A 14,028-nucleotide genomic window follows, 5' to 3' on the forward strand; every position below is an offset into this window, starting at 1 on the left:
ATATTTAACCATGTTTTCTATGTATGTGCAAATTGAAGCCATCCTATGCCGTATTGCCTTTTTTTATTTGCATGAAGTACATAGGTATGTAAAAAGTGTACAGGGATCAATAAAATTAGTGTTCATCCATATAATTACTTCATTTTCTATAAAATGGATGTCATAATTTAAAAATAAGGCACGCAATAATTCACGTGCCTTATCGTTTATTCAACTGACAAGTTGATAATAGCTTGTCTTATTTTTCGTCAGCTTCTGCAACAACTTCTTCAGCTGGAGCTTCAACCGGTTCAACAACTGTGCTGTTCTCAACAAGAACGTCAATCGTTTTACGCAGCTTAACTTCATCGCGAAGGCTGTCCAGGGAACCATTACCTTCGAGGATGCCACGGATCTCATCAGCAGGACGCTTGTAAGATTCAGCCATTTTCTCGAGTTCTTGATTCACTTCTTCGTCAGATACTTCAATGTTTTCCGCTTTACCTACAGCTTCAAGCACCAGGTTGTTGCGAACACGTTTGGAAGCATCTTCTTGCATTTGTCCTCTCAGGTCAGCTTGAGTCTGGCCAGAGAAGCTCAGGAACATTTCAAGGTTCATACCTTGGTTACGTAAACGGTTATCGAAATCACGCATCATGTTTTGTACTTCGCTCTCAACCATTACAGCAGGAATGTCCACTTCAGCGTTCTCAGCCACTTTTTCTACAACTGCGTTTTCTTGTGCAGCTTTGGCTTCGTCAGCTTTACGGGATTCCAATTGTGTTTTCAGGTCAGCTTTGTACTCTTCAAGTGTGTCGAATTCGCTAACATCTTTAGCAAACTCATCATCCAATGCAGGAAGCTGTTTGCGTTTGATTTCGTGAATTTTCACTTTGAATACCGCTTGTTTGCCAGCAAGTTCTGCTGCATGGTAGCTCTCTGGGAAAGTCACTTCTACGTCTTTGAAGTCACCTGTGGACAGACCCACAACTTGTTCTTCAAATCCAGGGATGAATGTGTTGGAACCCAGTTCCAGGGAATAACGCTCAGCTTGTCCACCTTCGAAAGGTACACCATCAACGGAACCGTCGAAGTCGATTACTGCAACGTCGCCGTTAGCAGCGGAACCTTCGTCGATTACAACGAGTTCAGCGTGACGTTGTTGAAGACGCTCAAGTTCTTCAGCCACTTCTGCGTCAGTTACTTCACCTTTTGCTACAGCAACTTCGATTCCTTTGTACTCACCAAGAGTAACTTCAGGTTTCACAGTTACTTTTGCTTTGAACTTGAAAGTTTGTCCTTTAGCGAATTGTTCAACATCTACGTCAGGACGATCAACCGGGAAGATATCCGTTTGGTCGATTGCTTCTGTATAGGCTTCAGGAAGCAAAATGTCGATTGCTTCTTGATAAAGGCTCTCTACACCAAAACGTGCTTCGAAGATGGAACGTGGTACTTTACCTTTACGGAATCCAGGTACGTTTGCTTGTTTAACCACTTTATTAAAAGCTTTGTCGAGTGCTGCAGTTACACGATCTGCATCCACTTCAACCTCAAGAACCCCAAGGTTCTTCTCTATCTTTTCCCAAGTTGCTTTCATTGTATACTTTCCCCTCCAAAATTCACATGTTCACGTAGGCAATCACGTACAAAATAACCATTTTAGTATAAACAAGATTAGATTCTTTTTCAAGGGTAATCCCTTGATACGGTTTAAGGAAAACGTTTCCGGCCTCTATTAACCATCCAATCCGGCAGATACAAACTGCTTCATGGAACGATAAGCCTGCTCCAGCCGAAAGCGCATTGCCCCTGTCACAGCATACATTGAGCGAGTATTTTCCTCATCATGCGAGCCACCCAGACTGTCTGCAACGGTCATATGTAGAGCTGCTGCCCATATATCTGTCATGGAATCATTTTCTTCCAACATGGATACATAATCACGAGTTCCATACACGGCCATGACATATTGTATCCATAACTCCTGAGCAAAATAAAAGAGCGTAGGTTCATGAACCTCCGTCTGATCTGCCACTCGTTCCAAAATCTGAACGATCTGGAGCGGGAATTCCTCTGGTTTAAGAGGCACGGTGTCGATCTCGACTTCAACCTGCTCTTCGCCTCTCGTAAACAGGATCATACCTTGAACACCTCGTCGACGCAAGGTTTGCAACACCCGAAATTGAAGCAGAGGGTGAAGCGACTTCTCTTTTAACCAACTGGTAAGTGCCTCGTCAATCTTCGGCAGATCAAGATAGGCCAGCTGCTCCAAAGCCAGCATCGTCTGTTCAGACAGCGGCTCTTCCATTACTGTGCGAAGCATCTTATCAGCATAGCCATCATCCTGTTCAAGCTTCATTCGGGCATGCTGCCGTGCCATGTCCTCCTCACTAATCTCTTCTTCCTCTTCTCGTTCTTCAAGAACAGCAGGCGAGGTTTCTTCATATTGTGGAAACGCAGCCTGAAGCCATTCGAGCAGGGCCCGCCATTCATCGTAATGGCGCTCTTCCTGTCCCTGACATTGCAGCAAAAAGTGAAGCAATTTCATCGCTTCACCATACCGTTCATTTTCAAGCATAACTGTCAATTGAATCTGGTAATAGTCCAGCGTCTTAGGAAACAGCACAATATTGTTGTTATGCTCGGTTTCCGGGGTCGTGGATTCCTTAATGGGAGCACCTCCTCTATATCCTGAATCTCCAGTTGGAATCAACCTAAATAGATATATATTAAAACGATTGTTGATCTATTTTTTTGAGTTCTCCTGATATTCTAACATAACCTTAAATATAATGAAAAAAACGTTACTGACGCCAAATATCATATACGAAAAATAGTTTAAAATAAAATACTTGATATTCCTGTATGCATATGATAAAATCAATTTTGCTTGAAAAAATTCATGTCTCAGTAGCTCAGCTGGATAGAGCAACGCCCTTCTAAGGCGTCGGTCGGGGGTTCGAATCCCTCCTGGGACGTAAAAAAAAGAAGCTTCCCTCGGGAAGCTTTTTTTGCGTCTGGGGATGAGAACCCCAATGGTTCGTCGGAGCATTCGCTTCGTTAGCACTACTTCGCAGTCTTGACTGCAAGGAGAGTATCCCTCCTGGGACGTATTAAAAAGAAACTTCCTTCGGGAAGTTTTTTTTGCGTTCTGGGGATGAGAACACCAACGGTTCGTCGGAGCATTCGCTTCGTTAGCACTACTTCGCAGTCTCGACTGCAAGGAGAGTATCCCTCCTGGGAACGTATTATAAAGAAGCTTCCTTCGGGAAGCTTTTTTTGCGTTCTGGGGATGAGAACACCAACGGTTCGTCGGAGCGTTCACTTCGTTACATGCTCTATGTCGCTGTATTGGAGCGCCCGCATTTGCTCACTCTATAAGCAACACGTTGAAGTATCGATGTTCTAACGAACATAGGACACTTTATTTGCTCCCAATTCAGCATTGTGGAATTCTAACGAACCTTAGAGAACTTATTTCACCATTCCGGGGTATTAACTCACTTATTTGCGCTTCATAGCCTGGATTAACGTCGCTGAGTTTCGTTAGAATCTGAAAATAGCAGTTTTACCCATTATAAGACCTCGTGGATTCGTTAGAATTCACAGGTTAGTCAAGGCACCCATTGTCGATTGGGTGTTTTTTCATTTCATTGCTCAATATTGACATAGAATGTTATGCTTACGGAGTGGATTATGTAACAATCCATACATATTAACTTCTTTGGAAACAGGAGATTTTATCAATGTCATCATCAATACAGCAACACTCATCTATCCATACTGAGGAAGAACATTCTTCAACATCCAAAAGATTCGGCCTGTTGTTAGCAGGCATTATCGTCATCGCCGCTACCATGAGGTCACCGATCACTGCAACGGGTCCCGTTGTGGAGATGATCCGCTCAGATACAGGTATCGGCCATACAATGGTCGGGCTTCTGACCTCACTTCCTTTGCTCGCCTTTGCAGCAGTCTCTCCTTTTGTACCACGTCTTGCCAAGCGGTTAGGACTCGAATCTGCTCTGCTATTGGCTGTTATGATTGTAACCATTGGGGTGGCCTTACGTTTGTTGCCTTCCGTTCTCTCCCACTATAAAGTAACGTTTTCGCCTGTTTTCTCGTCCATTCGTAGATTTACAACCTCGACATCTTGGATTGATGGAGGAATATTGGTTCAGAACCAGATTTTGCTGTAATGACCGGTGACGGGAACAGAGCTTGGACTCCATTTTTTATCCAAACTGTGGTCATGCTTATGATCGCACAGTGGATCTCCACATCTCCCTCGGGGTTCACCCTCCCATGTCACGCGGGGTCATTGCCCTTACATTCCTTCGTTCTACCTGCCAAGGGGTGGAGGCCGATTCTTGCTCCTAAACGGGGTCGTTGCCCTTATGGAATGGTATTCTTCGGCTTCTCCGGTGCTTCAATTGTCTCGTTATACATCTGTGAACGAGTGGAGATTTCAGGCTATTGATTCTTTGAACTAAGCTGCAATCTGTTGTAACTGCGCTTGTCGTACAGGACCAAGAACTTCGTTTGCGTTGTACTCTATTTCCTTCGTCCCCAGCGTGTGCAGGACGCGTATCAGTTTGCCGCAGAGCGCGATGAGCGACTGCTTTTTCTTCAGCGGATTTTGACTTCGTGTTGTGAAATACTTGTGAAGGGCCTTGAACTCCTCATTCTTAGCTACCATTGGCATGACGCAACGGAACAATAGGGCTCTTAGTCGAGATCGTCCACGCTTGGTAATGCCCGTTTTACCCTTACGCTTACCAGAACTATTTTCTTTTAGATTCAAGCCCGCCAACCGGATGATTTGTTGCCCGTGGTCGTAATGACTCAGATCGCCAACCTCAGCCAGAAATCCTGCAACGGTAACCGCGCCAACGCCTGGGATATTCAACATCTGCGTCGTTCCCGGTATCTCACTCAAGATATCCATGACCTGTTTCATGGTCGTTTCCACCTGTTTAGAGAAAAGCTCATACTGGTCGAGCAAGCTCAGAAGCTCCAGTCTCGCAGCTCGTAACCCTTCGGTAAGCCCGATGGATATCCCGGCTGTTGCAAAGAGCTTTTCCGCTCTCTTGATACCAACTCCACGCTTCACTTCCGTTTTCCAGTGTGCGAGAACGCCTCTGGCGCCTGTAGAGACGATCTCTTCCGGTGTCGGAAACTGGCGCATGGTCATCAAGGAAGTTTTGCCTTCCCAATCTTTAAACACGCTCAAATACTCTGGAAAATAGCGGTCGAACCAATTATGCACACGTGCCTTGACTTGGTTTAAACTCACCATAACCTTCTCACGGAAATTCATGAGGATGCGTAGTTCGGCATATTCCATTGCCGGCAATTTGGGCTCCGAGTACTTCCCGTTTCGAATGAGATCTGCAATGACTTTGGCATCCTTATAGTCACTCTTCGTCGGCGAGTTATCCTCAAGTTCCTTGCTCTTGTTTACGTGATGCGGGTTCACAATGACGATCTTGATATCTCGAGCTTCCAGGAAAGCGGCTAGCGGAAACCAGTAGTGCCCGGTAGGCTCAATTCCGAAAACAATGTCCGTTTTCAGATGAACCTCCTGAAGTTCTTTCATCCATGTTACTAGCCTAGTTAACCCTTCCTGATCGTTGTAGAACACGCAGTCTTTTCCTAATTCAATGCCACGGAAATCTACCGCTCTAGCTACGTGAATCTTTTTGGCAATGTCTGCTCCAATGACTAGCGTATCTTCTGTAATTCGCGTAATACGTTGATTCTGTTTCTGTTTCATCTTATACTTCATTTGTGCGCCTCTTTTCGTGTGTGGGTATTGTTCTTTGGTCGGAACAACGATTCCCAGTATACTAAAGGCGCATTTTTCATTCAAAGCTCAAATTACTTCATTACAGGAATGGCTCCTTATATGCAGGAACCGCAATTTTGGGGTGCGGCATTGCATTAAGCAACGTGCTTTTGCCAAGTTTGATCAAACGTGATTTCCCATTGCGAGTAGGTATCGTCACCGGATTATACTCTGTATCCATGAACATATTTGGCGCCATCGCCTCAGGTGTGAGTGTACCCGTAGCAGGAGCCACATCTATGGGTTGGCGTGCTTCGTTAGGCATGTGGGCCTTGTTGTCCATATTGGCGCTTCTCTTGTGGCTCCCCCAGATCGCCGCAGGACGTCAGCGAATGTTATTCATAGCCACACAGAGTGAAGGGACGCCTGTACGTCTACGGACCTCTTCCCTTGCCTGGTTCATTACTTTATTTATGGGTCTGCAATCTCTAATATTCTATACAACGATTACCTGGCTTCCCGAGATTCTCGCTGAGCAAGGATTCAGTCCCACCTCAGCAGGGTGGATGCTCTCCCTAATGCAGATGGTTAGTGTACCGGCTACCTTTATCGTTCCAATCCTCGCCGGCCGAACGCGAGATCAGCGTGTTCTAACCGCGATTACGTGCTCTTCTTTGATTGTCGGGTATGCTTTATTGTTAAGTGGCATCACTTCGCTCGTTACCATTGGTGTCACGTTGGCAGGAATAGGTGCTGGAGCTTCATTTGGCATGGTAACCATGTTCTTCGTCCTTCGCACAAAAGATGCCAGACAAGATGCCAGCCTGTCCGGTATGGCCCAGTCCTTCGGATATATGCTTGCGGCATTAGGACCTCTACTGTTCGGCATGCTTCATGACTGGACAAAAGGATGGACCCTGCCGTTGCTAATACAAGTCATTCTGGCCATCGCTTTGCTAATCGCAGGGATTCAGGCCAGCAAAAATAGAATGATCGGTTAGTCATACAATTCATTTATAAAAAAAACAAAACAGCCTCCATCCTGCAAATCAGGATGGAGGCTGTTTATGCATAAAACAATTCCTTCATTAATTTAATCAATTTTAATCAATTTCAATGAGGGATGAACTTACTTCACTTTTACCTTAATCGTGTCTGTGCTGGTCACTCCGGCTGCGTTAATTAATTCTGCCCGATACGTATACGTGCCCGATGCTTTCCCGGACAGTGTAGTCACAGCACTTTGCGCATTAGGTGTAGCCGAACGGAGTTCTTGCGTATCAATCAACTTATCATTTTCATAGAGACGATACTCTGTGGCGTTGGTCCCCCACCACAGGTTCATGGTCACCTTATATTTTCCATCGCCATCCCAGTTATCCTGAGAGAGAACCGCTTTGCCTGGCGTAGCGTTGGTAACCCGAACAGTCAACGTCTGACTCCGCGTTGTTCCCTTGTCGTTGGTCAGCTCAGCCACGTACGTATACGTGCCATTGGCTTTGCCCGTGATCTTCGTCTGAGCAAACTGCGCCCAAGGTGCGTTGTAAGTCAGCTTCTGCGTATCAATCAAAACCCCGTCCTCATATAACTTGTAGCTAGTTCCGTTCTCACCCCACCACAGGTTCATTGTAACGATATACGAGCCCTCTGGCAGGCCGTTGCCTACCCAGTTATTGTGAGACAACACAGGCGTACCTGGGGCCTTGGTTGCCGGAGTTTCAGGTTCAGTCTCCACGGCTTCCAATTTCAGTGCCGTATTGGCTGTGCCCGCAAGCCCCTGTTGGTCTTTTACTGTAAGTTCAACAGCATACTCACCGGCTACAATCCCCTCCAAAGGAAGACTGAAGCTGCCATCAGCTTGTACTTCAAAGACTCCTTCTTTATAAACCGAACCATCCTCTTTTTTCACAACATACGTTGCTTCCAGGGAAGCGGCCGGATCAAACGTGATGTCCCATCCGCTGGCAAGCGCAGGAGCTACACGGAAGTACAAGTCTTCCACGCTACCATTAAGAACAACAGGCTCATCCTCTTTGAACTCCAACGCTTCTGGTGCAGTTACAGCCGGAGCTGTCTTTTTTACCAAAAATGGCGAAGTGTCTTCCTTATAGGTTTTGCCGTCCGTACCAATAGTAGTGATGTCTACCGTATATAAACCATCCGGAATCTCAGTCACTTCATCGGTTGTGTAATCTGCATAGGAGCCGTCCCAAGCAAGGTTGTATCTTGCATTGGCATTGAAGTTAAAATAGTTACCAAAGATGGAGCCGATATAACCATCTTGATAATATCCACCTTCCGGATTAAGACCATCATAGACCTCAATCAGGGCAAATGTCATCGGATTATAGAATTCCATCGCAACATTCAGCGTATCCAACGTACCATCAGCCTTCAATGGATAGTGGAATGGATTTTTCTCAGTGCCTTTTACGGTTTCGATATACTTAACTCCACTCAACGTAACGTTGAAATGAGCAACATATGGCACAGTAAAAGTATTGGTTCCGTTTGAGAACTCAATGTATCCTTGTGCTTCTGTAGTCGCAGTAACCCCTCTTGGAACGGTGATTGTTACTGCAAGTTCTTCCTCACCATTCAATGTAAAGGAACTCTTGTCTACGGCAACGGATACACCAGCGACATTACGAGTTGGATTCACATTTACGGTGTAATCCCCGCCACTACCATTCAGCGCTTCAACTTTAATCGTTTTGGTAATCGTCTTTTCATCTGTGCTCAGGAAATTACCATAGTTGATACTTCCGGTGATATTCTCCTTCTCAACAACAGAGCCACTTTCTGTGTACTGAGTTACATCAAGCACTTTGACAAAAGCCGCAGGATCAATGGTATTAACAGCCTGAATACGGCCAGCACCTTGATCAAATACATCAAACTTGGTTGTATCCAGCACCTTACTATTGTTCATCAGTGCAACTTTGATATCAAATGGTGTCCATTCCGGATGTTTCTCGATCAGCAACACAATCAAACCTGCTACATGAGGTGTAGCCATACTTGTACCTGATTTACGATCATAAGCTTGTGCGTAATCTGCGTCCGGCTCATCCTTGCCGTAGGCAGGAATCGTAGACAAAATGCTTGTACCTGGTGCAACAATATCCGGTTTGATGTCCAGTGTGACCTTAGCAGGTCCACGTGAACTGGATGAATTCATTTCATCACCCGGAGTTTGGGAACGTTCAAAATCACTAAAGCTCACTTCAACGGCTTGGCCTGCGTCCAGCTCAGCCTTGATCACATCTCCATCTTCCTTGGACATGCTCAGTGTTGGAATAAGTTCAAAGTTATCTCCCAGACTTACACCGATTGGACCGGGAATGTTGTTATATACAATAACAGCCAAGGCTCCAGCCGCTTTAGCATTGGCGATTTTCTCTACAAATGCGAGTTCACCACGCTGTATTAATGCCACTTTACCTGTAAAATCCTTGCCTTCAAAATCAGTTGGCTTACCCAGTGCTGCATATTCAAGCTCATATTTGCCAGTCAAAACAGTTTCAGGGTCTGCTGAAAGGCTCCATCCCATCAGATCCAGACGGTAAACCGACTCTGTAACAGCCAGTGGAGCTTCAGTCGGAGCAATTACAGACGCTTCTTCCACAGGAGCAGCTTCAGGAGAAGCTTCAACGGGTGCAGAAGGTGATACAGATGGAGTATTTTCTTCTGTTGTAACCTCTTCTACATTCGGAACTTCAGCTTCGTTAGAAACTGTGTCCTCCACAGCTGCTGCACTTTCCTCAATAGCAGTTGCGGGTACACCTTGCTCTGAACCTTCTGGTGCTTCTGTTCCAGGTGCTGTACCCAGTTCAGGAGATTGTTCAACCTCTGGCACCGGTTGTTGTTCAGGTTGTGTCTCTTTGCCTTCCTCACCAATCCAGAAGTGAGTATCGGCTGTAATCACCTGGCTAGGTCCTGTAGAGTTACCTACCGTAATGGCCATTGCAGACGCACCCGGAGATCCGAGTGTATAACGGTTAGGTCCACTGTTACCACTTGCCACAACCGCTGTCACACCAGACAACATCGCATTGTTAAGGGCAACTGAAGTAATATAACTCGGGTCGTTGGCGGCGTTACCTAACGAGAGATTGATTACGTCCATGCCATCTTGAACAGAACGATCAATTCCGCCGAGTACCCATGAGGTTTGACCACTACCATACGGTCCAAGTACACGGTAAGCATAGATATCTGCTTCAGGAGCCACACCAACAATACCGTAGTCCCCCGCTTCGCGAGCAGCAACGGTACCCGCTACGTGCGTACCGTGAGATGTGTAATAGGGGCTTCCAAGCTCATTAAGCTCAGGCTCGCCCGATCCTTTCCATTCTTGATATGTTGTTTCATACGGATCATTGTCGTTTCCAACAAAATCCCATCCACCTTTGTAGGCTTCCTGCAAATTAGGATGTTCATAGTCAATACCTGTATCGATGACACCCACTTTAATGCCATTTCCTTTGTAACCCAGATCCCATACTTCAGGTGCACCAATAAAAGGCGCTGTGTCTTTCATGTACGGGTTCACTTCATCTGTCTCAGGCGCTATTGTAACTTCAAGGTCAGGATATACGCTGACCACGCCAGGTATTTGAAGCAATTGTCCCACTTGGTTTCCTTTTAGCTCAATCGCTACACCATTCAGGGCATATGCATATTCTTCCAATACTTCATGTTTGATTTTCTTCTGAGTGAGGCTATGTACAAATGACTGTTGTTGTTGCTCAACTTGAGTCACAGCCTTTGTTTCCATAGAGGAGGTAAAAGATTTTCCGGAGAGGGTTGATTCACCTTGCGCTACTGCAACAGGTTTATTGGAAAGCTCAACGATCACTCGAGTGTTCTCTCCACCCAGGCCTTCCAAGCTTTTATCCAAAAATGGATCTGCGGCAAGTTTTGCTTCCCGTCCTGCAAGAATCTCTCTCCATTGTTTGGCTTCGGCTGTACTGGGTAAGTTCTCAAGCTGAATAACTGAATCTGCGGGAGCGGCTCCAGCCGCGGGGAGAATAATGGAAAAGACCATCAGAACACTTAATAACGTGGATATCAATCGTTTACTCAAGGCTTAGCCCCTCCTTTTAAATGTGAATACCTCACCAAATGATGGGTTCCTGCTGTTTGTGCGTACTGCAATACACACTCCAATTTCACCGCCTATCTGCAAGAAGGATTGACCCTTGGTAAATTATTCTATCAAAATACCACATTTTCCTTCTAAATACTTACAAATATGATATAGAAATTACTTATATGGGTCTTGAGTATGATAAAATTACCCATTTGTAATTATTTGTCGTTTGAATATTCCACTTTTAAAATAATGCATCAAAAAAAACCAAGAGCCTCTTTATCCGAAAGAGATTCCTGGTGTATAGGTGAAGCGTGGTTAGCATATAAAGGATTGCGATAATTCGTTTAACATCGATAAAATTGCTTTATATTCACAAAATTTTACTTTATTCTGGCTTCACAGCTTCAATACGCAGACGCTTATAATCAGCATACAGGGCATCATCTTTCCAAAGGTGTGGCATCACGATCTGACTGGTTTCCTTGCATATTTGTTGTATCTCTTCATGACTGAGACCCTCAAAATAGTCCCCTCCAAAATGAGTCAACCAGCCTACTATACCTTGCTCACCATCTTCCAATCTGGTAGGACGGTCATAGTGATAGGCATGACGCACCACAAATCCACGTTGCTCTAAAATATGGCTATATTCTCCGATCGAAGGAAAATACCAGGGATTGCGTTCTGAAGCACGAATGCCTGTATTTCGCTCCATAACCTGCTCTAATGCATTCACAATGGTCTGCACATTCCCTTTACCACCGAATTCTGCTACAAAACGCCCTCCAGGCTTCAAAGATTTCCATATACTATCGACCACTAATCGCGGACTTCGCATCCAGTGCAGGGCTGCATTGGAGAAAACAGCATCATATAGTCTATTCGTCTCAAACTGATGACCGTCCCCTTCCACAAACTCAAGTTCAGGAAATTTCTCCCTCGCTCGGCGAATCATGTCTGGCGATGCGTCCATGCCAATAACTTCAGCTCCGGCCAGAGAAATTTCATGCGTCAAATCCCCCGTCCCGCAACCCAGATCAAGGATATATTCCCCTTTTTGGGGTTGAAGCCATGAGATCAGGTTTTTGCCGTATCCGGACACAAAAGCCAGTTTGTTGTCATACTCATCTGCTTGCCATTGATTTAATGATTTCATGGATACCACCGTCGCTTTCGTTATTGATATCCTCATTGTGGCACAGAATTGCTTATTCTTTAAATATATAGATTCTATATTGTTTATAGGTATAACCAATAAAAGTGCTAACGAAGCGGATGCTCCGACGAACCATTGGGGTTCTCTTCCCCTGAACGAAAAAGAAGAAGCTTCCCGAAGGAAGCTTCTTGTTCTTTACGTCCCAGGAGGGATTCGAACCCCCGACCGACGCCTTAGAAGGGCGTTGCTCTATCCAGCTGAGCTACTGAGACAAATATGTATAATAAATTTTCGGCGCGGTTCTTATTATACTCTGATTTCTATATTTTTCAATAGTTTTATAAAAAAATTAATAATTATACTTAAATGCGGTCTCAAAAACTCCGGTTTTCAGTACCGAGAAGATGGAATGAAGCTAGAAATGGAGTAGCGGAGCGTAGGCAAACTACGTGAGCAACGGACATTTCGGCTGAATTCCATATTCGATGTTGATGATGCCACTAGGCATCATTCGTAATCAAAGGCGATAAATGTACTTTTCGGTGTTATTCTCATACTCCAGTCCCTTTGAGAATATGATAGCTTGAACCAGGTTATATTGAGGAGATTGGGACATTTAGAGTAAGATTAACATCAGACATTTTCAATGTCAGAATTGCTGGGTAATCTTTTGCATACATACATTCAATGTTCCATTGAAGGAGAGAATCGTCATGAGACAACTTTTATCAGCCCTATCCTATTTCAGTATTTTCTTTGCTCCGTTCCTGTTTCCCATCATTATATGGATTGTTGCCAAGGATGATTACATTGAGGGACATGCAAAACGCGCCTTATTCTCACATGTATTCCCCTTTCTCGCTGCCATTCCGTTATTTTATTTCTTCGTGACTGCGCATAGTCTGGGTTCCGCCGTCGGGTTTGTCATTCTATTCTTTGTGATTTACGGATTAAGCTTTGTGTACAACGTGGTCAAAGGGATTCAAGTGCTGCGCGAGTATGCTTGATCAACATCTCCACCTGATCTGACCATCGCGTAACAAAACCCGCCGTTCAACAACGGCGGGTTTTTCCAGTTACAGATGCAGTCACAGCAACCCAGCAACAGCAACAGCAACAGGTCATTGTCTACGTATAACTCAACATCGAACTCTATTCCGCTAACACCACATGTATTGCTGGAGCATTACCTGTTAAGCTTGCCCGATCAGATAACGCTGGAGTGTTGGACCCAGTAAACCAAAGGCGAACAATTCACTTTGAAACCGAGCTTTATCTTCTTCGACTGTCATACCTTCACTGTTCTCAAATGCGGTATCTGTCGCCTCTTCAAATGCAGTATGCATATTATTGTTATACCAGTCGATCGCCGAATCGGAGTGATTGCGTACAATCCGAACAACTTCCAGCGAATTTCCGGGCTGAGTGGAGGCCACGTATACAAGTAATGACGGGTCTCCGGCATTTCCAGGCTGCACTTCAACCTCTGCACAAGACAATCCATCTACCTCGGTTAATCTGCGTATTTTGGCATCTTGAATGGCATACATTCGTTATCGCGCTCCTTTTCCTTTGTGCTTATCATGTACTTTGTTCAATCTGGTATCGTGTCTCTGGTGTGCCCAATCGATAAATCTCCCGATACACCTGTTGTAATACCGTTTCATAAGCTCGGTTTACGGACTCCTCCGGTGTATCTGGCCATGGGAATACCATGCCAGGAAAGGCCTCTTCCTCCTTTTCCTGCATGAGGCTCAGCAGTCCCAGTAATTGCTCCGCTTCCTGCGGCGTTGCCTGAATGATCCATTCATATGATGTTACCGACGGATCTGGAATAACGGAGCGGCCCATGACAGACACATAATACTTCATACTGTCCATTGCATGTTCTCTCCTTCACAGGCATGTTGAGGCCGTTGTCCCTAGAACTAGTTTCCGAAGAGGACAGACATTTTATGCCTGCATTCGGCATATATTTGTTACGACCTCTGACGAAAAGACAAC

The 14,028-nt window shown here is 45.1% G+C and carries 10 protein-coding genes and 2 tRNA genes; 4 read left to right on the forward strand and 8 right to left on the reverse strand.

The window, feature by feature from the left end:
- Positions 1 to 238: 238 nt before the first annotated feature.
- The gene (tig, locus tag MKY66_RS23705; RefSeq protein WP_076216931.1) at positions 239 to 1,579 is read right to left on the reverse strand and encodes a trigger factor; all 1,341 of its coding nucleotides are present in this window, start codon (positions 1,577 to 1,579) and stop codon (positions 239 to 241) included.
- A 138-nt stretch (positions 1,580 to 1,717) separates the two neighbouring features.
- Positions 1,718 to 2,560, reverse strand: a complete 843-nt coding sequence (locus tag MKY66_RS23710) for a hypothetical protein (RefSeq protein ID WP_256704391.1) — start codon at positions 2,558 to 2,560, stop codon at positions 1,718 to 1,720.
- A gap of 326 nt (positions 2,561 to 2,886) precedes the next feature.
- Here MKY66_RS23710 and MKY66_RS23715 point away from each other — a divergent pair.
- Positions 2,887 to 2,960 (forward strand) — tRNA-Arg (locus tag MKY66_RS23715).
- Between the two features lie 768 nt (positions 2,961 to 3,728).
- Complete coding sequence (locus MKY66_RS23720) at positions 3,729 to 4,181, forward strand: hypothetical protein (protein WP_339806136.1); 453 nt, start codon at positions 3,729 to 3,731, stop codon at positions 4,179 to 4,181.
- Between the two features lie 290 nt (positions 4,182 to 4,471).
- On the opposite strand, the gene MKY66_RS23725 is transcribed toward MKY66_RS23720, so the two are convergent.
- Positions 4,472 to 5,758 carry an IS110 family transposase gene (locus MKY66_RS23725; RefSeq protein WP_339807176.1) on the reverse strand — a complete coding sequence of 429 codons (1,287 nt, stop codon included), beginning with the start codon at positions 5,756 to 5,758 and terminating at the stop codon, positions 4,472 to 4,474.
- Between the two features lie 176 nt (positions 5,759 to 5,934).
- Between MKY66_RS23725 and MKY66_RS23730 the strand changes: the two genes are divergently transcribed.
- Positions 5,935 to 6,771 (forward strand): MFS transporter, encoded by an 837-nt coding sequence (locus tag MKY66_RS23730; protein WP_339807183.1) that lies wholly within the window; start codon positions 5,935 to 5,937, stop codon positions 6,769 to 6,771.
- Positions 6,772 to 6,899: 128 nt separating this feature from the next.
- On the opposite strand, the gene MKY66_RS23735 is transcribed toward MKY66_RS23730, so the two are convergent.
- The 3 genes from MKY66_RS23735 to MKY66_RS23745 form a co-directional block, all read right to left on the reverse strand.
- On the reverse strand, positions 6,900 to 10,859 hold the full coding sequence (locus MKY66_RS23735) for a S8 family serine peptidase (protein WP_076217266.1): 3,960 nt from the start codon (positions 10,857 to 10,859) through the stop codon (positions 6,900 to 6,902).
- A 394-nt stretch (positions 10,860 to 11,253) separates the two neighbouring features.
- Entirely contained in the window at positions 11,254 to 12,024 is a 771-nt protein-coding gene (locus tag MKY66_RS23740) for a class I SAM-dependent methyltransferase (protein ID WP_076217265.1), read from the reverse strand.
- Positions 12,025 to 12,222: 198 nt separating this feature from the next.
- Positions 12,223 to 12,296: transfer RNA gene (locus MKY66_RS23745), tRNA-Arg, on the reverse strand.
- Between the two features lie 441 nt (positions 12,297 to 12,737).
- On the opposite strand from MKY66_RS23745, the gene MKY66_RS23750 reads away from it, so the two are divergent.
- Positions 12,738 to 13,031, forward strand: a complete 294-nt coding sequence (locus MKY66_RS23750) for a DUF4870 domain-containing protein (protein WP_017692583.1) — start codon at positions 12,738 to 12,740, stop codon at positions 13,029 to 13,031.
- Positions 13,032 to 13,217: 186 nt separating this feature from the next.
- Here the strand turns inward: MKY66_RS23750 and MKY66_RS23755 are convergent, their stop codons facing one another.
- Both MKY66_RS23755 and MKY66_RS23760 read right to left on the reverse strand, forming a co-directional pair.
- Positions 13,218 to 13,574, reverse strand: a complete 357-nt coding sequence (locus MKY66_RS23755; protein WP_076211283.1) for a hypothetical protein — start codon at positions 13,572 to 13,574, stop codon at positions 13,218 to 13,220.
- A 31-nt stretch (positions 13,575 to 13,605) separates the two neighbouring features.
- Entirely contained in the window at positions 13,606 to 13,905 is a 300-nt protein-coding gene (locus MKY66_RS23760) for a hypothetical protein (RefSeq protein ID WP_017692581.1), read from the reverse strand.
- Between the last annotated feature and the right edge of the window lie 123 nt (positions 13,906 to 14,028).

Source organism: Paenibacillus sp. FSL R5-0766 (assembly GCF_037971845.1).
In the GTDB taxonomy this organism is placed as follows: Bacteria; Bacillota; Bacilli; order Paenibacillales; family Paenibacillaceae; genus Paenibacillus.